Below are 17,131 nucleotides of genomic sequence, written 5' to 3'. Positions count from 1 at the left end.
CGCTCGACATTTTAAGAGGATCGGTAAAGGTCGCGATTTTTTATTGCTGAATGCGTTGACGCTTGGAAATTTTCTGTCTATCAATTCCGCCCATGAAAAACTCGACGGCTCTTATCGTGGTGGGAAAGCGCATGGGCAGGATGGTGTAACCATCCGGCGATAGCCACCCATGCGCTAGACGACAGGCTCCACAGGAGCCTTTTTTTATGCCCGAAATCGAGATTTCACTTTCCAAACCCTCAGCAGATAGCGGAACAAACGTATGACCGGCAAAGATAATCAGACGAGCGGCAATCAGATGACAGGCGCGGAGATCGTGTTGCAGGCGCTCAAGGACAATGGCGTCGAACACATCTTCGGTTATCCGGGCGGCGCGGTTTTGCCGATCTATGACGAAATTTTCCAACAGGACGATATCCAGCATATCCTCGTGCGCCATGAGCAGGGCGCCGGCCATGCGGCGGAAGGTTATGCCCGCTCGACCGGCAAGGTCGGCGTTATGCTGGTCACCTCCGGTCCGGGCGCGACGAACGCCGTCACGCCGCTGCAGGACGCCTTGATGGATTCGATCCCGCTGGTTTGCCTGAGCGGCCAGGTTCCCACATCACTGATTGGCTCGGACGCGTTCCAGGAATGCGACACGGTCGGCATTACGCGGCCTTGCACCAAGCACAATTGGCTGGTCAAGGATGTCAACAAGCTCGCCGCGGTCATCCACGAAGCTTTTCGTATCGCCCAGTCCGGCCGTCCGGGTCCCGTCGTCGTCGACATTCCGAAGGATGTTCAGTTCGCCACCGGCACTTACACACCGCCGGAAGCGCATGATGTCCAGAAGAGCTACCAGCCCAAGGTTCAGGGCGATCTCAACAGGATCACGCAGGCTATCGAGCTGATGGCGAGCGCGCGCCGGCCGATCATCTATTCCGGTGGCGGCGTCGTCAATTCCGGTCCGGAAGCCTCGAAGCTGTTGCGCGAACTCGTCGAGCTGACGGGCTTCCCGATTACTTCGACGCTGATGGGCCTCGGCGCCTATCCGGCATCCGGCAAGAGCTGGCTCGGAATGCTCGGCATGCACGGTTCCTACGAAGCCAATATGGCGATGCATGATTGCGACGTCATGGTCTGTATCGGCGCACGCTTCGACGACCGCATTACTGGCCGCCTGAATGCCTTTTCGCCGAATTCGAAGAAGATCCACATCGACATCGATCCGTCGTCGATCAACAAGAACGTTCGCGTCGATATCGGCATCCTCGGCGATGTCGGCAATGTTCTGGAAGATATGGTTCGCCTGTGGCGCGCACTGCCGCACAAGCCGGCGGCGGATCGCCTCGGCGATTGGTGGACGAACATCACGCGTTGGCGTGCACGCAATTCCTTCGCTTACAAGCCGCACGATGATGTCATCATGCCGCAATATGCGATTCAGCGTCTCTATGAGCTGACCAAGCATCGTGACACCTATATCACCACCGAAGTCGGCCAGCACCAGATGTGGGCGGCACAATTCTATGGCTTCGAGCAACCGAACCGCTGGATGACTTCGGGCGGCCTCGGCACCATGGGTTATGGCCTGCCCGCCGCCCTCGGCGTACAGATCGCCCATCCGGAAAGCCTGGTCATCGACATTGCCGGCGATGCCTCGATCCAGATGTGCATTCAGGAAATGTCGGCGGCTATCCAGCACGATGCGCCGATCAAGATCTTCATCCTGAACAACCAATATATGGGCATGGTGCGCCAATGGCAGCAGTTGCTGCACGGCAACCGCTTGTCGCACTCCTATACCGAGGCGATGCCCGATTTCGTCAAGCTGGCGGAAGCCTACGGCGCCGTCGGCCTGCGCTGTGAAAAGCCCGGCGATCTCGATGCTGCCATCCAGGAAATGATCGATGTCAAAAAGCCTGTCATTTTCGATTGCCGCGTTGCCAATCTCGCCAACTGCTTCCCGATGATTCCCTCGGGCAAGGCACATAACGAGATGCTGCTGCCGGACGAAGCCACCGACGAAGCCGTCGCCAACGCCATCGATGCCAAGGGCCGGCAGCTCGTTTGATCGGAACGCCGGGACACGGTAGGTTTGCCGTGTCCCCCGGGCCGCTGGAACAATCATCATTCAAATCAGCATCGAGCTGGCATCCTGATCATAAGAACCGAGGAAACGGAACAAGGACAATGACCGCACACCTTCAACCCACGGGCTCCGCCTATTTCATCTCGCCGGAAACCGCGGCGGCCGAGAGCCATACGCTTTCGGTGCTGGTCGACAACGAGCCCGGCGTTCTCGCCCGCGTCATCGGCCTCTTCTCCGGCCGGGGTTACAACATCGAAAGCCTCACCGTTTCCGAGACCGAGCATCAGGCGCATCTGTCGCGCATCACCATCGTCACGCGCGGCACGCCGCAGGTGCTGGAGCAGATCAAGGCGCAGCTTGAGCGCATTGTGCCGGTCCATCGTGTCGTCGACCTGACGGTACGCGCCCGCGATCTCGGCCAGGAGCGGCCGATCGAGCGCGAAGTGGCGCTGCTGAAGGTGATCGGAAGCGGCGAGACCCGCGCTGAAACGCTGCGGCTGGCCGATGCCTTCCATGCCAAGGTGGTGGACGCGACCGTCGAGCATTTCATTCTCGAGATCACCGGCAAGTCCTCGAAGATCGATCAGTTCATCGCCATCATCAAGCCGCTCGGCCTGATCGAAGTCTGCCGCACCGGCATTGCCGCGATGAACCGCGGCCCGCAGGGAATGTGAAGAACGCCTGTCGTTGACCGGCTTATCGGCGTCGCGTAGCTTGCGCGGCGTTTGGGCGTGCAAGGTAGGCCCCAACTTACGCAGGTGGCATGATTGGGGCTTTCGACCGAAAAGTATACGCCCGATATCGGCGAGAAAAGCTGGCATCCTCCGGCAGGAATGCGTCTCGGCGCTACCTTCTATGTGCGGCAGGCTTTCCCCTGGCTTGGCCAGTATTTCGGGTCGCAGAAGATCGCGTCGACCCTCTCGCCGGCCATCGGTGGTATCGTATCCTGGGGCGGGCGCATGCCGGCAAAGACGGCAGCGGCGATCTCGCGGTTGCGGGGATTGCCGAATTGGAACCTTGAAGACGGTTTTCTGCGCTCGGTCGGCCTTGGAAAGGCTGGCGCAGTGCCGCTCTCCATCGTCGTCGATGATCTCGGTCTGCCGGTGGATGCGAACCGGCCGTCGCGTCTCGAGCGGCTGATCCAAGGGGCTGATGGGGTGCAGATTGGCGAACTTGGCAAGGCAATCCGCGAACAGATCGTTCGGAACAAGCTCTCCAAATACAATCATCTGCCGCACAAGGCGCCCACGATCGAGCGGACAACGAAACGCCGTATCCTGCTGGTCGATCAGGTCGTCGGCGATATCTCCATTGGCAAGGCACTCGGTTCACGCGCCTCGTTCGAACGGATGCTTGCCGATGCGCAGGCCAGCGGCGCGCAGTGCGTGATCCGGACGCATCCGGATGTCATGGCCGGCCACCGCAAGGGATATCTGACTACAGAAATTGCCGGCAAGAGCGAGGGGATATTACTCAACGATGCGGTGTCGGTAGCATCGGTCCTGGACGTTGTGGATGAGGTCTGGACGGTCTCCAGCCAGTTCGGCTTCGACGCGCTGCTGCGCGGCATTCCGGTACGCTGCTATGCCGCGCCGTTTTATGCCGGATGGGGTGTGACGGAAGATCAATTCGGCGTCTACACGAAAGCAGTCCTTGCCGACAGACGAACAAGGCGGTGTACCGTCGACCAGATCGCCGCGGCTGCCTTTTCGCTTTATCCGACCTATCGCGATCCGGCCGACTGGCGGCAGATCGATGTTTTCCAGGCAATCGAGCTGATCGTCACGCAGCAGCGCGCGGAGGCCCGCAATTAGAGCATCTCCAGCGGCTTCTTTCGCGCCGGTGGCGGAAAGGCGGCGTCGAGGGTGGCCCAATCCTCGTCGGTGATGTCGAGCGAGACGGCGTCGCGGTTTTCCGCAACCCGTTGCGGATTGGAGGTCTTGGGAATGGCGATCACGCCGTCGCGCTCCAGCAGAAAGGCAAGCGCCACCTGAGCCGGCGTTGCCTGATAGGTCTTCGCGATGTGGATCAGGTCCGGATGATGGGCGAGGCGGCCCTGCTCGATCGGCGAATAGGCCATGATCGGAATGTTGCGCTCCTGGCACCACGGCAGCAGATCATATTCGATGCCGCGTCGGCCGAGATTGTAGAGCACTTGATTGGCGGCGACATTGCCGCCATCGGGAACGGCCAGCAGTTCCTCCATGTCGTCAACATCGAAGTTCGAGACACCCCAGGCGCCGATCTTGCCTGCGGCTTTCAGGGCTTCGAAGGCCGCCACTGTTTCAGCCAGCGGATACTCTCCGCGCCAATGCAGCAGATAGAGGTCGATGCGGTCGATTTTCATCCGTTTCAGGCTGCGTTCGCATGCCTCGATCGCGCCCTTGCGACTCGCGTTCATGGGATAGACCTTGCTGACGATGAATACCTCGTCGCGCTGCCCCTTGATCGCCTTGCCGACGATTTCCTCCGCGCCGCCGTCGCCATACATTTCGGCGGTGTCGATCAGCGTCATGCCGAGATCAAGCCCGGCCTTTAGGCTGGCGATCTCGTCCTCAGCCCGAGCGATCGTTTCGCCCATGTTCCATGTCCCCTGGCCAAGAGCGGGAACCGTGATGCCGGAGGGAAGGGTGACGGTAGGAATGGGGTCGCGCATGGCCTGTCCTCGCTGCTTGAGAAGTGAAGGATAAGTGCATTCATCGGGATTTCAATCGAGGCCATTCATGTCACCGTGACAATCATCTCATGGCATTCGATTCCAAGGCGAATTAGGGTTGCGCGGCGCCGTTGTGACAGACGCGCATCGCGAGGAATGGACGCTTCCGTTGACCAAAAGAGCTGCGTCCGGGGAGGCTTTATGGCGCCGGATACATTTTTGGCTCTTCTGTTGTTTGCGTTCACGACATCGATCACGCCAGGGCCTAACAATATGATGCTGTTCGCATCGGGCGTGAATTTCGGTTTTCGTCGCACGATCCCGCATATGCTCGGCATCGGCGCCGGCTTTCTGTCGTTGCTGCTGGGCGTCGGGCTGGGGCTTGGCGCACTGCTGCATACCGTACCGCTGCTCTATACTGCCCTGAAGTTCGCTGGCGGAGCCTATCTCGTCTGGATCGCCTGGAAAATTGCGACGTCACGCAGCCTCAGCGAGAAGGAAAGCGGCGTGGAGCCGATGAGTTTCCTGAGTGCCGCCGCCTTTCAATGGGTCAATCCCAAGGCCTGGGTCATGGCTGTCACTGCCATGGCAACCTACACCAATCCGCATCTACCTCATCAGCGTATTACTCGTCGGCCTTGCCTTTGCGGCGGTCAATGTTCCCAGCGTTTCGACCTGGGCCGGTTTCGGCTCGGCCCTGCGCGATTGGCTGTCCGACCCCGTTCGCCTCAAATGGTTCAACATCACCATGGCGGTGCTGTTGGTGCTCAGCCTCTGGCCGATGCTAAAATAGCGATATGGATGGCTTGTTGAGCATCAGCCAGAGAATGCCAATGACCGCGAAAAAGGCTGGGAAGCCGCAAGCAAACCAGATGCGATAGAGGCGATGATAGGCTGACGGCAGCGGCGTGCCGGTCGCGGATGCCGTCCGGGCGAGATCCCGCAGGCGGATTTGTATCCAAACCACCGGCAGCCAGAAAACTCCGGTCAGCACATAGAGCAGCAAGGACAGGGCGATCCATCCTTCTTCGAGCGGCCAGCCGATCGATTGTGCGAGCAGATAGCCGGTCACCGGCTGAAAGACGACGGCCGTTGCCGTAAAGATGGTATCGGCGATGACGACCGTTGCGGCGACATGTGCGATCAGCTTGGGGTCGCCGGTACGATGCGCCATGACCATGAAGAAGGCGATACCCGCACCGGTGCCGAAAAGCACTGTGGCGCCGACGACATGAACGAGCCGAAGAAGCTCCTCTGTCAGCATCAGCGCTCCTCCAATACCGCAAGTGTGGCAAGCGTCAGGAGGATCGCCGGCAGTGCTTTGACAAATGGCCCGAGTGGATCGAACCAAAGCGATGATTCGAGCAACGTGCCGCCGGCAAGATAGCCGAGCGTGACGGCGAGCATTCCGAACAAGGCCGATCGCGCGAAGGGCCGCACCAGGACAAAGGCGCCAAGGGCTATGTCAAGGAGACAGGTGGTCAGCGTCAAAGCCATTGCCATGCCGTCCGGCATGAAGGGTAGGAAGTGCCGGCTTGCCGCTGTCGGGGCTAGCATCGGAATGATGCCCGACAGCATCCAGAAGAGCGCCAGCCCGCCGATCATCAACGGCTTTAACAGGTAGAGGCGGGCAAACCACAAATCCTGAACGCCGGAGGGATTGGCATTCAGCGTTTCGATGGCCGTCGCCAAACGTTGAGTTGGGAGGTGCCCCGCATTCCTTCGGCTGAGAACGCCTTCGGACATTACCGCCATCGCAGTCGACCGGAGCGGCGATCGCCATCCAAGCCTGCCGGCTATATCGGCCGTCCAACTCACCAGCTTTGCCAAACCGGCCGGTATCAGCACGACCTGTGCCGGCGGGAGGCCGAGCCAGTTTCGATGAAGGATGACGAGTTCGCGCAGTGTCAATGCTTCGCCGGCAGCAAGATCGATGTCGGCGCCGGATTCGAATTCGCCGGCAACCGCCGCCGAGACGATCGCGGCGACATCATCGACCGAGACCGTCTCGACCGGGCTTTGCGCATGGGTGAGAGGCAGGACAAAAGGTATGGCCGCAAGCGCGCGCAGCAATGCCGTACCGCCATGGGCGTTGCGGCCGAGGACGAGCGCTGGCCTCAGAATAATGTGGTTGAGACCGCTCGCCGACAGCGCCCTGTCGGCACTGCGCTTCGTCACCAGGAATGGCTGGTCTTGGCCTCCACCTTCCGTGCGGGCGGAAATCTGCACGACGAGCTCGATTGCCGATTGTGCTGCTGCGGCATAGAGCGCCAGCATTGCCTTTTCCTGCGTGGCGGCGAGATCATCGGAAAGCCCGTCCTGAAGGGCGCCGGCGCAGTTGATGACAAGCTGATGGCCGTTCAGCACGGCATGCCAGTCTGAGGGGTCGATCATTTCGGCCAGATCGGCTTTGATCCAGGCAATCGAAGGGTGTTTTATCCGCGCCCGGCCAGGATTACGGGCAAGACCGGTGATCATATGCCCGTCCTTGCGCAATCGCGCCGCGATTACAGAGCCGATGAAACCAGTTGCGCCAAGAATCAAAATCTTCATGCTGGGCAGACTAGCTAGTTTCCGTCCACAAACATACGTATTTCGGCGCGTTTACAAGGGCTTGTGCTTGGAGGAGAGAGTAGTTTAGGGCGACCGACAGGATCATGGGCGCTTGTTGTTGGACAGTATACAGTTGGCGGCGCTGAGGCGTACGCCATGAAGGCCGGCATTGGTAGCGACGGCGTAATTCCAAAAGCTAGTCGGAGTTCAGGTCGGTTTGAGGCGGGTGAAGAGGACGAGGTTGTAAGCCACAACGGAGGACCAGACGTAGGTCTTGAAGTGGTCAAGGCCCCGCCAGGTGCAGCGTGCCAAGCCGTAGGCACGCTTGAGGCATGATATTCCGGCTTCGATACCGGCGCGGAAGTTGCGCAGCTTGCGATAGACCCAATTGCTTCTGACCATGTCCTCGACCTTGAGGCCAGCTTTTTGTGGAATGCCATGTCGCGAACGCCCCAGGTCTTGGCTGTGGCCAGGTTGCCGCGACTGGCAAAGCCGCCGTCGGCCGCCGCCTGCCGCGGCGCGTGTCCATAGACGGCGATGTGGCGCTCCAGCATTGGCAGCAGCCGCTCGCTGTCGGGCGGATTACCCGCCTCGATCACGAGATCGAGGATCATGCCGCTTCTGCCGGTGGTCAGGTTGAGCTTGTGGCCGTATTCGGTCTCGCGGCTACCTTTGACGATGATATCGGCATGGGGTTCGAACAGGCTTACCAGCTTCTCGCCCGCCGGCAGCTTCTCTCCCGCCAGTACTCGCCGCTCGCTCTGTTTGATGATGCGTTCGATCAGCGGTCGATAGCGGCAAACCTGGGCCTGCCAGAGTTGGACGAGCGGATTGCTCGCCACGCCCAGTCGCTCGGTTGCCTGCTTCAGATATGCCAAGGTCGCGCGGGCGATCGCGATCAGCTCACGGTAGAGCCGGGCCCGATTGGGCTGACCGCGTGTGAACTGGATTTTGCGGGCACGCTTCTTGGCCGCGCGGCAATGATCGCGCCATGCCAGGCCGGCGCCGACCAAGGTATCTGCCTTCTTCAGCAGGCGCACCATGACCCGCACGGCATCCCACAGCAGGCTGCTGTCGCTCGGTTCGTGTATGAGTGCTGAGGTCACTGTACTGTCCAGCCGCACGACCGTGCCGTCCTCCAGCTTCGCCTGCCGAGCGCTCGACAGCAGCGCCCGATTGATCGCTTCCCAGGTCTCGGGTCGGATCGCGCTGATCGTCTTTTGCAGCACTGACTTTTGCGGGCTCCATGACCACGGCAGACGCGCAAAGGCCCGAAACGATGCGGAGTCCTCGAGATGGAACGCCAGTTCCTGGTAGCTCAGCTGCCGGTATTGCTTGAGCAATGCGCAACGCAGCACTGCCTCGGCCGGCAGCCCTTGCCGTCCGGTGGGCTTGACACCGTGCCGACCCAGATCCCGACCTACCAAGCCAAACAGATCGTGATGCTCGTCCAGCCACTGCGACATCGCCTTCAGTTCGTGGCCGATCTCGTGCGTAGCGAAAACATCGAATATACTGGCTTGGACGGTGCGTTCTTGGCGCATTGTCGGCTCCGGCGGTTGCAGATTGTGCTTCGGAATCAGTGGCATGAGCCCAAAGTATACCTGAAACCGCCGGGCCTTACCCGCGCAAAATTCAGATTCACGTAATAATATCAATAAGTTGTCGTTTGTGGACGGAAACTAGCTAAACGCGCTAACAATGCGAGGGGTTGCGGCATCTGATCGCGGTTGCAACCTATGAAGAAGGCGCTTGGCGGCCGTATGGCAAAGGCTTAGAACTGAGGCTTGTTCGACGGGGAGATTTATTATGCACGATCATGACGACCATCATCACCATGATCATGACAACCACTATTCCGATATGCAGGCCCGCGTGAAGGCGCTGGAGACGCTGCTGACGGAAAAGGGGCTGATCGATCCGGCGGCGATCGACATCATCGTCGAGACCTACGAGACGAAGGTCGGGCCGCGCAACGGAGCGCAGGTGGTGGCGAAAGCCTGGAGCGATCCGGAATTTGCCGAATGGTTGAAGCGCGACGCAACGGCGGCGATTGCCAGCCTTGGTTTTAGCGGTCGGCAGGGCGAGCATATGCGGGCGGTGTTCAATACGCCGGAAACGCATAATCTCATCGTTTGCACGCTCTGCTCCTGCTATCCCTGGTCAGTGCTCGGCCTGCCGCCGGTCTGGTACAAGGCGCCGGCTTATCGCTCTCGCGCTGTCATCGATCCACGCGGCGTGTTGGCCGAATTCGGTCTGACGCTGCCTGATGGGCAGAAGATTCGCGTCTGGGATTCGACGGCCGAGCTGCGCTATCTCGTTATCCCGGAACGTCCTGATGGCACCGAGGGCATGAATGAAGCGGCCCTTGCAGATCTCGTCAGCCGTGACGCCATGATCGGTACGGCGGTCGCCAAGGCTCCGGAGGTGACGATATGAACGGGCCGCACGATCTTGGCGGGCAGATGGGTTTTGGTCCGGTCGCGCCGGAGCCGAACGAACCTGTCTTCCATGCGGAATGGGAAAAGCGGGCGCTCGGCCTCACGCTCTCCTGCGGCGCGTTCGGCGCCTGGAGCATCGATGAAAGCCGGCATGCGCGTGAAAATATCCCTCCGGCTGCATACCTGGCCGCCAGTTATTATGAGATCTGGACGCGTGGGGTCGAAGTGCTGCTGCAACGGCATGGTTTTGTAACGCACGACGAGTTGCGAACCGGCCATTCGTCGCAGCAAGGTGTGGTGCCGAAGCGTATCTTGAAGGCCGATATGGTCACCGGCGCTCTTGCCAAGGGCGGCCCCTGCGATCGGCCGGTCAATACGGCGCCGCTTTTTGCGGTCGGCGATCACGTGCGGACGAAGAACATCAATCCGACGGGACATACGCGTTTGCCCCGCTATGCGCGAGCCAAGACGGGTGTGGTGGAAGCCGTTCAGGGCTCGTTCGTTTTCCCCGACGACAATGCTCATGGCAAGGGCGAGAATCCGCAATGGATTTACACCGTCGTTTTCGATGCGCCGGAAATCTGGGGTGAGGGCGCCGATCCGTCGCTAACCGTCTCCATCGACGCCTGGGAGAGCTATCTTGAGCGCGTCTGAGACCTCGTCGCTCCTGGCGCAATCGCCGCAACTGCCAAAATCCGCCGATGGTGAGCCGGTCTTCCCCGAGCCCTGGGCGGCGGAGGCTTTTGCAATGACCGTGCATCTGCATGAGAAGAGACTGTTTAGCTGGGGCGAGTGGGCAGAGCAGCTTTCTGCCGAATTGCACAAGCCTGGCCGGGCCAAAGACGGCAGCGATTATTTCGACTGTTGGGTGGCCGCACTCTCCAGCATGTTGATCAGCCGCGGCATTGCCGATGCCAGCGCGATCCTCGACCTGCAGAAAAGCTGGCAGCGCGCGGCGGAAGCGACGCCGCACGGCAAGCCGATCTTGCTGGAGAACGATCCCGAACGCTGAGCGTCTTACGATGAGAACTGCTTATAGCATTCATCCGCCACCCGCCTCAGCATGTCGCGCGAGATTTCGCCGGTAACGGCATAGCCGAGCTTGCCGTCGATCCAGTAGAAGGTCTCGACCGTACCGGCACTGGTGAAGCGGAAGCTGGTCGTCGTATTGTCCTTGTTGCTGCCGACGAGCACGGTCAAGCGTTGGCCGCTGGCGTTCTCATACATGAAGAGTGCACCGGGCGTGCCGTTGATCGGCAGCAGCCGGCCGCCGACAAGCTGGAAGCCGAGCGCGCTGAGGCTCGGTACCTTGAGGCCGGCGACATTCATGCGCTTGCCGAGCCAGGTGGCGAGATGCGCTTCCTGATCCGCGCCGACTTCGACCGGGTGGCGGACATCGCTCGCATAGACGACGAAGGCCGATTGCGCCTGCTGCGGCAGCGCTTCGATACCCGCCAGGCGAAGGTCCGGCTGCGTCAGAAGCGGTGGGCCGAAATGGCCGGCGGCAGCGCCGACCAGGAAGATCGCTAGGGAGGCCGCGGCCATCGGCAGCCAGCGAAGCCGACGTGACGCTGCGGCAGGCACAGACGACGCCGGGATGCGCAATACCAGCTCACGGTCGCCTTCCTTCGACGTTTCATACGGCGCAAACAGCGCTTTGATGCTGGCGTTTTGCGCCTGCCATGCGGAGATCTGGTCCGCTTGTTCGGAATTTTCGACAAGCCAGGCTTTCAATCGGGCATGATCGTCCGGCGGCAGAAGCCCGTCTGCAAAGGCATGGAGATCCGCTTCGGTCACGGTCGGGTTACGTTCGCTCATTTCGGTCTCCGAAGCGTAATGACATTCTCGGCACTCATCAGATTGGTCATTTTCCGGCGCGCTCGAGACAGGCGCGACATGACGGTGCCGATCGGAATATCCAGTGTGGTGGCGACGTCCTGATAGCTGTAGCCTTCGACCACCACCAGCATCAGCACTGCGCGGTAATCCTCCCCGAGGCTGTTCAGCGCCGCTTCCAATCGCGAGCGCTCCAAAGGGTCACTGCTGGTCTCAGTGGCCGGCAGATCGGTGTTGTCGTCAAGATCGACGAAATTGCGACGACCTTGCTGGCGCAGGCCGTTGCGGTAGAGATTGGTCATGATGGTGAGCACCCAGCCGCGCAGGTTCAGCCCGCGCCACTGGCTGCGCCGCACCAGCACCTTTTCCACGCAATCCTGCAGAAGGTCTTCGCCATCGGCGTCGGATCGGGTGAGGCTGCGCGAATAGCGCCGTAACGAGGGGAGGAGCGCCAGCACCTCCGCCTCGAAGCTGTCGGGTGCGGGGGAGGCTCCGCCCGCATCCCGGCCGGTCCGATCAGGGCCGTGCGGCATCCCAGACACCCTTGAAGCCATCGCCGGCAACTTCACCGGCCTTGGTATCCTTCATAAAGAAATAGAGCGGCATGCCGTCCTTCGCCCATTGCTTCTTCCCGTCTTTGCGGGTGATGATCGAATATGCGCCTTCTGCCTTGGCTTTGCTATCGGCCATTAGCGGCGGCCATGCCTTGGCGCAATCGTCGTTGCAATTGGAGACACCCTTCTTGTCATTCTTGAAGGTGTAGAGTGTCATGCCGTTTTCGCCTGTGAGAACCTTGCCCTTGGCGCTTTCGCCGGTTTTTACCGGGGCGGCGGCAAAGGCCGACGTCGCTACGGCCGATGCCATGACCAGGATCGGCAAGAATTTCGCGGCTTTCATGATGTTTCTCCTCGGAATGGTAGACCTATGGTCTAGGCCCCACGTTTTGCGTTGCCGGACATGAGACGCGAATTGCCACGATTTTATTCCCAACAATTCTGGGTTTTTTACTGCTTGCTTCTGCCGGGCGAATCCTGCCAAGTCGGCCCATGCAATTCGCACCACAACAAGACGAAGCGCTCAAGGCCGTTGCCAAATGGCTGAAGGAACGGCGCTCGCCGCTGTTTCGCCTGTTCGGTTATGCCGGTACGGGCAAGACGACGCTTGCCCGGCATTTTGCCGAGCATGTCGATGGCGAAGTCCTGTTTGCCGCCTTTACCGGCAAGGCGGCGCAGGTGCTGCGCTCACGCGGCGCCAGCAACGCCAAGACCATCCATTCGCTGATCTATCGCCCGCGCGGTGAAGAGGCCGTCGAGGACGAAGAAACCGGCAAGACGTCGATCGCCCCGATGTTCACCATCAACCGGCAGAGCCCGGTCGCCAAGGCCGCGCTGATCATCGTCGACGAATGTTCGATGGTGGATGAAGCACTCGGCAAGGACCTGATGAGTTTCGGCACGCCGATCCTCGTCCTCGGCGACCCCGGGCAGTTGCCGCCGGTTTCGGGCGGCGGGTTCTTCACCAACGAAGAGCCGGACTATCTTCTGACGGACATTCACCGTCAGGCCCGTGACAATCCGATCATCCAACTCGCCATGCATGTGCGCGAGGGCAGGGAGATCATGCACGGCGATTACGGCACCGCGCAGGTGATTTCGAAGAATGAAGTGACGCAGCCGCTGGTGCTCGAGGCGGATCAGGTGTTGGTGGGCACCAACCGGACCCGCCGGCGGTACAATCAGCGACTGCGCGAGCTCAAGGGTTTTACGGCCGAATATCCGCAATCCGGGGACAAGCTGGTCTGCCTGCGCAACGACCCCGCCAAGGGCCTGCTCAACGGTTCGCTCTGGCAGGTGATGACATCTTCCAGGGAAACCACGAAGCCCGGCATCAATCTCCTTGTGCGGCCGGAGGATGACGACATGGATCGGGGTGCCGCGAAGATCAAACTGCTGAAGCAGGCCTTCGAGGATGTCGAGGGCGAAATCCCCTGGTCGACCCGCAAGCGCTATGACGAATTCGATTACGGCTATGCGCTGACCGTGCATAAAGCGCAGGGTTCGCAGTGGAACAATGTGGTGTTGTTCGATGAAAGCTGGGCGTTTCGCGATACGCGCGAGCGCTGGCTTTATACGGCGATTACGCGTGCCGCCGAGACGCTGACGATCGTCCGCTGAAGTTTACTTGCTCGCCTTACGACGCCGATCAGGTGGCCTCAACCCCATGCTGAAACGGTCTATCAGATGTCCCCACCATGAGAATGAGGGCGCTCTGCAGTGCTATCATAATCAAGGAGATCGGTGACTTTCTGCATCTGCCGATTCAATTCGGACATCTCGATGATGAGTTCGCGCTTGCGGTGGTTGAGGGCCGTGCGGAAGATGGTCTCGGCATCGTCTGATGTTTCCGCATCATCGAGCTTTTCCATGATCTCCTGAATTGCGGCGATCGACATGCCGATTTCGCGGCAGACTGTAATGACGGCCATGCGTAGCACATCGTCGGTGCCGTAGATGCGCATCAGCCCGTGGCGATCGGCTGAGATCAGCCGCTTTTCCTCGTAAAAGTGCAGCGTCCTGTGTGTTACCCCGAAAGCGCTGGCCATATCGGCAATGGCGACTGCCCCCTCCGGCAGGTCAGAAGGAAGTGCGGTCTCAGGCAGGAACCGGTACTTGGCACGCGCCCGCGAAACAAGGTTGGCGGCAGCAAACGGACGTTTGGAACCGTCAGACATGAGTACCTCCATATTTCCATCCCCTTTTGTCGCGGCGCCCCACGCCACGATTGAGTGCCTATTTTTTTGTCTGACGGAGGAGGCCGCAGCTACGCCCAACTCGCTTTCACAATGACGCGACTAACAAACGCAGATGTCGCCGATGAAAATTCTTAGGTTTCATAAGGACAAATTTACTGTGGGTGAGCTTGAGCTCCCTCGTTCCCGGACGAATCAAATCAGGCGCCCGATACAACGACGCTATCGGGTTTCGGCGAAATTATAAGTTGCCCGAAGGGGGTATCGTCGGACGGGCGAGACGGCAAAAGAGGGGAAGACCATCAATCTTTTGCATGAGTCGATGTTCGAATCTCGTTGGTCTTGCGGCGTGCAATCGCATAAAACGGATGTATTATCCTCTTTATAAATCATGGATTTCGATCATGCCCGCCAAGCTCTCCGTGAACCTCAACGCCATCGCGATGCTGCGTAACCGGCGCGATCTTCCCTGGCCAAGTGTCACGGGCTTGGGACGCATCGCGCTTGCCGCCGGCGCCAGCGGTCTGACCGTGCATCCGCGGCCCGATCAGCGGCACATCCGCTTCTCTGATCTGCCCGAAATCCGGGCGCTGATCGACGATGAATTTCCGGAAGCGGAGTTCAATATCGAAGGCTATCCGACAGACGAGTTCTTCGATCTCTGTGCATCCGTAGAGCCGGAGCAGGTGACGCTGGTACCCGACGATCCCTCACAGGCGACATCCGACCACGGCTGGGATTTCCGTAAGAACCGCGATTTGCTGGTCGATGTCGTCGCCAAATATAAGAAGATCGGCTGCCGCGTTTCGCTGTTTGCCGACGGCGACGGCGATGCCGACGCGGCGAAGATCGCCAAGGACGTCGGTGCCGACCGCATCGAGCTTTACACCGGCCCTTACGGCGGCTGCTACGCTGCCCCGGAGCGCGCTGCCGTCATTCTCGAAGCGCTTGGCAAGACGGCTGATGCTGCATTCGCCAACGGCCTTGACGTCAATGCCGGTCACGATTTGACGGTCGCCAATCTGCCAGCGTTGCTTAAGCGTATTCCGAAGCTTGCAGAGACTTCGATCGGCCATGGGCTGACCGCAGACGCGCTGGAATATGGCATGGCCAAAACGGTGCGGCGCTTCCGCCGGGCTTGTGGGCAGGTCGTTTGAGTAGCGGCTGGTCAGGCGCGTTCGGCTTTGCCGCGTGCTTTTGCCTAGCCCCTCATCCTGGCCTTCTCCCCGCATTGCGGGGAGAAAGGACGACGGAGCAAGCCGTTGGTTACATCACCGAAAACTCCCTCTCCCCGCGTGCGGGGAGAGGGCTTGGGTGAGGGGCCGTGCGTGAAGGTGCGGCAAAGGTAATCTCGCCTGACCTTCCCCAAAACTCAGCCCGCCAACGCGGCCTTGTGTTCCTCGACGAAGCTGCGCAGCGTCTGCGGCTCCTTGCCAGTCAGCTTGTTGAAGTCGTTCGTGAGGATGTTGAAATTGCCGGCGCGGATGTTGGCGTCGAAGGAGACGAGCATGTCGACCACGAATTTCGGCAGGCCGGCGCCGTTGAGGCCAGCGGCGAGTTGTTCGTCGTTGACCTGTACGACTTCCAGCGGACGGTCGGTGATCCTGCTGACGACGCTTGCAATCTCATCGATGGTGACGGCGGTCGAGCCCGTCAGAGTGTAGGTAGCATTTTCCGTCGCATCAGAAGCCAAGGCGGCGGCGATGGCGAGCGCGCAATCTTCGCGGCTGATGTTGCTGACGCGGCCGCCGCCGGTCGCGGTGTACCACTTGCCGGTTTCGAGGCTATGCGGCAGACCCATCAGATAGTTGTCGAAATACCAGGCGTCGCGCAGGATCGTGTAGCCGATGCCGCTTGCCTTGATGGCGTTTTCCGTGCCGAGGTGGTCGGGCGCGAAGCTGACGAGCGAACCTTCCGGGGCCGGCATGGAGGTGTAGAGAATGTGCTTCACGCCAGCGGCCTTCGCGGCTTCAACGGCAGCCGTATGCTGCTTCAGGCGCTGACCGGGAACGGCGAGCGAGTCGGTGCTGATGATAAGCAGGCGGTCGACGCCGGCAAAGGCGGCGGACAGGCTGGCGGCATCATCAAAATCGGCCTTGCGGGTGACGACGCCCTTGGCGGCGAGGTCGGCAAGCTTCTCCGGGCTGCGCGTGGCGGCAATGATGCGGCTGGGCGCAACCCTGTATGTCTCCAGCAGGTGATGAATGACGCGCTGACCAAGCTGACCCGCGGCGCCGGTGACGAGAAGAGTGCTGCTCATATGTTTTTCCTTGTTTGACCGCCGCGGACTTGCAGAGGTTTTCCGCTCTCAAAAAGAGACTAGCACTAGAATAGGAATTGACTTCGGGCTGTAAAGGAGGCAGTTTTTCAGCCCTACGTTACCAAAAGGGAACCAGCCCGATATGAGCGCCAGCACCGTCGTCAACTTGCGCAGCACAGAGGAACCGCTGCGTGTCTTCGATGTCAGCAAACTCGATTTTACGAATTGCCCGGTGCGGGACCTGATCTCGCAGATCGGCGGCAAGTGGTCGGTGTTGCTGCTGGAAGCGTTGGCGCAGCGGCCGTATCGTTTCGGCGAGCTGCGGCGCATGGTGCCGGATATTTCACAGCGCATGTTGACCCAGACGCTGCGGGACCTGCAGCGCGATGGCTATATCGGCCGCGAAGTGTTTCCGACCAAGCCGCCGAGTGTCGAATATCGCATGACCGATCTCGGCCGCTCGCTGTATGTGCCTTTGGCGCAACTCTTGAATTGGGCCGAGGCCAACCATGATGCTGTGCGCGCTGCACGCGTCCGTTTCGATCAATCGCAGGACTGAGCG

16 protein-coding genes and 3 pseudogenes are annotated in these 17,131 nt (G+C 60.2%); 10 read left to right on the top strand and 9 right to left on the bottom strand.

Annotation, left to right across the window (positions count from 1 at the left end; all coding sequences use genetic code 11):
- Positions 1–262: 262 nt before the first annotated feature.
- The 3 genes from QA648_RS08825 to QA648_RS08815 all read left to right on the top strand — a co-directional run bounded on the left by QA648_RS08825 (position 263) and on the right by QA648_RS08815 (position 3,888).
- A complete protein-coding gene (locus tag QA648_RS08825) occupies positions 263–2,056 on the top strand; it encodes an acetolactate synthase 3 large subunit (protein ID WP_283050928.1) in 1,794 nt (597 codons plus the stop codon).
- 119 nt (positions 2,057–2,175) lie between these two features.
- The gene (ilvN, locus tag QA648_RS08820) at positions 2,176–2,748 is read left to right on the top strand and encodes an acetolactate synthase small subunit (protein ID WP_283050926.1); all 573 of its coding nucleotides are present in this window, start codon (positions 2,176–2,178) and stop codon (positions 2,746–2,748) included.
- Positions 2,749–2,907: 159 nt separating this feature from the next.
- The gene (locus QA648_RS08815) at positions 2,908–3,888 is read left to right on the top strand and encodes a capsular biosynthesis protein (RefSeq protein ID WP_283051276.1); all 981 of its coding nucleotides are present in this window, start codon (positions 2,908–2,910) and stop codon (positions 3,886–3,888) included.
- On the opposite strand, the gene QA648_RS08810 is transcribed toward QA648_RS08815, so the two are convergent.
- Positions 3,885–4,730: an aldo/keto reductase gene (locus tag QA648_RS08810; RefSeq protein WP_283050924.1), complete on the bottom strand. Its 846-nt coding sequence runs from the start codon at positions 4,728–4,730 to the stop codon at positions 3,885–3,887. The genes QA648_RS08815 and QA648_RS08810 overlap by 4 nt on opposite strands.
- 201 nt (positions 4,731–4,931) lie before the next feature.
- Here QA648_RS08810 and QA648_RS08805 point away from each other — a divergent pair.
- A pseudogene (locus QA648_RS08805) lies at positions 4,932–5,523 on the top strand (LysE family translocator).
- On the opposite strand, the gene QA648_RS08800 reads toward QA648_RS08805, so the two are convergent.
- The 3 genes and pseudogenes from QA648_RS08800 to QA648_RS08790 form a co-directional block, all read right to left on the bottom strand.
- Entirely contained in the window at positions 5,515–5,991 is a 477-nt protein-coding gene (locus QA648_RS08800) for a DUF2269 domain-containing protein (protein WP_283051275.1), read from the bottom strand. The pseudogene QA648_RS08805 and the gene QA648_RS08800 overlap by 9 nt on opposite strands.
- 2 nt (positions 5,992–5,993) lie before the next feature.
- On the bottom strand, positions 5,994–7,283 hold the full coding sequence (locus QA648_RS08795; protein WP_283050923.1) for an SDR family oxidoreductase: 1,290 nt from the start codon (positions 7,281–7,283) through the stop codon (positions 5,994–5,996).
- A 207-nt stretch (positions 7,284–7,490) separates the two neighbouring features.
- Positions 7,491–8,827 (bottom strand): annotated as a pseudogene (locus tag QA648_RS08790) (ISNCY family transposase).
- Positions 8,828–9,092: 265 nt separating this feature from the next.
- Between QA648_RS08790 and nthA the strand changes: the two are divergent.
- The 3 genes from nthA to QA648_RS08775 are packed head-to-tail and all read left to right on the top strand — an operon-like array spanning position 9,093 to position 10,736.
- Positions 9,093–9,722 (top strand): nitrile hydratase subunit alpha, encoded by a 630-nt coding sequence (gene nthA / locus QA648_RS08785; RefSeq protein WP_104823507.1) that lies wholly within the window; start codon positions 9,093–9,095, stop codon positions 9,720–9,722.
- Positions 9,719–10,378 (top strand): nitrile hydratase subunit beta, encoded by a 660-nt coding sequence (gene nthB / locus QA648_RS08780; RefSeq protein WP_283050921.1) that lies wholly within the window; start codon positions 9,719–9,721, stop codon positions 10,376–10,378. Before nthA ends, nthB begins: the two co-directional genes overlap by 4 nt.
- Entirely contained in the window at positions 10,365–10,736 is a 372-nt protein-coding gene (locus QA648_RS08775) for a nitrile hydratase accessory protein (protein WP_283050919.1), read from the top strand. The genes nthB and QA648_RS08775 overlap by 14 nt, the downstream gene beginning before the upstream one ends.
- Before the next feature lie 5 nt (positions 10,737–10,741).
- On the opposite strand, the gene QA648_RS08770 is transcribed toward QA648_RS08775, so the two are convergent.
- The 3 genes from QA648_RS08770 to QA648_RS08760 are packed head-to-tail and all read right to left on the bottom strand — an operon-like array spanning position 10,742 to position 12,457.
- Positions 10,742–11,542 carry an anti-sigma factor gene (locus QA648_RS08770; protein WP_283050917.1) on the bottom strand — a complete coding sequence of 267 codons (801 nt, stop codon included), beginning with the start codon at positions 11,540–11,542 and terminating at the stop codon, positions 10,742–10,744.
- Positions 11,539–12,093: an RNA polymerase sigma factor gene (locus tag QA648_RS08765; protein ID WP_104823503.1), complete on the bottom strand. Its 555-nt coding sequence runs from the start codon at positions 12,091–12,093 to the stop codon at positions 11,539–11,541. The genes QA648_RS08770 and QA648_RS08765 overlap by 4 nt, the downstream gene beginning before the upstream one ends.
- Complete coding sequence (locus QA648_RS08760; protein ID WP_104823502.1) at positions 12,077–12,457, bottom strand: hypothetical protein; 381 nt, start codon at positions 12,455–12,457, stop codon at positions 12,077–12,079. The genes QA648_RS08765 and QA648_RS08760 overlap by 17 nt, the downstream gene beginning before the upstream one ends.
- Before the next feature lie 149 nt (positions 12,458–12,606).
- Between QA648_RS08760 and QA648_RS08755 the strand changes: the two genes are divergently transcribed.
- Positions 12,607–13,734, top strand: coding sequence for an ATP-dependent RecD-like DNA helicase (locus QA648_RS08755; protein WP_104823501.1), 1,128 nt, complete (start codon positions 12,607–12,609; stop codon positions 13,732–13,734).
- Between the two features lie 86 nt (positions 13,735–13,820).
- Here the strand turns inward: QA648_RS08755 and QA648_RS08750 are convergent.
- Positions 13,821–14,291, bottom strand: a pseudogene (locus QA648_RS08750) (MerR family transcriptional regulator); the annotation flags it as partial.
- Positions 14,292–14,713: 422 nt separating this feature from the next.
- Here QA648_RS08750 and QA648_RS08745 point away from each other — a divergent pair.
- A complete protein-coding gene (locus QA648_RS08745; protein ID WP_283050913.1) occupies positions 14,714–15,466 on the top strand; it encodes a pyridoxine 5'-phosphate synthase in 753 nt (250 codons plus the stop codon).
- Between the two features lie 215 nt (positions 15,467–15,681).
- Here the strand turns inward: QA648_RS08745 and QA648_RS08740 are convergent, their stop codons facing one another.
- Positions 15,682–16,569, bottom strand: coding sequence for an SDR family oxidoreductase (locus QA648_RS08740; RefSeq protein ID WP_283050911.1), 888 nt, complete (start codon positions 16,567–16,569; stop codon positions 15,682–15,684).
- A 142-nt stretch (positions 16,570–16,711) separates the two neighbouring features.
- Between QA648_RS08740 and QA648_RS08735 the strand changes: the two genes are divergently transcribed.
- Positions 16,712–17,128: a helix-turn-helix domain-containing protein gene (locus QA648_RS08735; RefSeq protein WP_104823498.1), complete on the top strand. Its 417-nt coding sequence runs from the start codon at positions 16,712–16,714 to the stop codon at positions 17,126–17,128.
- Positions 17,129–17,131: the final 3 nt, after the last annotated feature.

The organism is Rhizobium sp. CB3171 (assembly GCF_029714265.1).
In the GTDB taxonomy this organism is placed as follows: Bacteria; Pseudomonadota; Alphaproteobacteria; order Rhizobiales; family Rhizobiaceae; genus Rhizobium.
The sequence above is the reverse complement of the archived record's forward strand: the minus strand, read 5'-3'. Positions and strand labels throughout refer to the sequence as shown.